We start from the raw sequence: 943 nt of genomic DNA, 5'->3' as shown, positions 1-943 counted from the left end.
ACGGCTCCCACCTATCCTGTACAAATCGCACCCCAGTTCAATATCAAGTTGCAGTAAAGCTCCATGGGGTCTTTCCGTCTTGTCGCGGGTAACCTGCATCTTCACAGGTATTAAAATTTCACCGGATCTCTCGTTGAGACAGCGCCCAAATCGTTACGCCATTCGTGCGGGTCAGAATTTACCTGACAAGGAATTTCGCTACCTTAGGACCGTTATAGTTACGGCCGCCGTTTACTGGGGCTTCGGTTCATAGCTTCGCTTGCGCTAACCACTCCCCTTAACCTTCCAGCACCGGGCAGGCGTCAGCCCGTATACTTCGCCTTGCGGCTTCGCACAGACCTGTGTTTTTGCTAAACAGTCGCTTGGGCCTTTTCACTGCGGCCCCCTCGTGCTATTCACACTACCGGGGCACCCCTTCTCCCGAAGTTACGGGGTCATTTTGCCGAGTTCCTTAACGAGAGTTCTTCCGCGCGCCTTAGAATTCTCTTCTCACCCACCTGTGTCGGTTTACGGTACGGGCACCTGCTTCCTGGCTAGAGACTTTTCTTGGCAGTGTGAAATCATGACCTTCGCTACTACAATTTTCGCTCCTCATCACAGCCTGGCCTTGCGGTATGCGGATTTGCCTACATACCAGCCTCACTGCTTGAACGGACATCCATCAGTCCGCGTCACTATCCTCCTGCGTCATCCCATTGCTCATAACGGCTTTCGGTGGTACAGGAATTTCAACCTGTTGTCCGTCGACTACGCCTTTCGGCCTCGCCTTAGGTCCCGACTTACCCTGAGAGGACGAGCCTTCCTCAGGAATCCTTGGGTTTTCGGCGGATCAGATTCTCACTGATCTTTTCGTTACTCATACCGGCATTCTCACTTGAATGAGGTCCAGCGCTCCTTGCGGTACACCTTCAATCTTCATTCAACGCTCCCCTACCCCTGATAC

1 rRNA gene is annotated in these 943 nt (G+C 52.9%); it reads right to left on the bottom strand.

Features of this window, described 5'->3' with window-relative positions:
• A 23S ribosomal RNA gene (locus QCD85_RS23630) occupies positions 1 to 943 on the bottom strand; the annotation flags it as partial.

This window comes from Paenibacillus sp. PsM32 (assembly GCF_030433815.1).
Classification (GTDB): Bacteria; Bacillota; Bacilli; order Paenibacillales; family Paenibacillaceae; genus Saccharibacillus; species Saccharibacillus kyungheensis.
The sequence above is the reverse complement of the archived record's forward strand: the minus strand, read 5'-3'. Positions and strand labels throughout refer to the sequence as shown.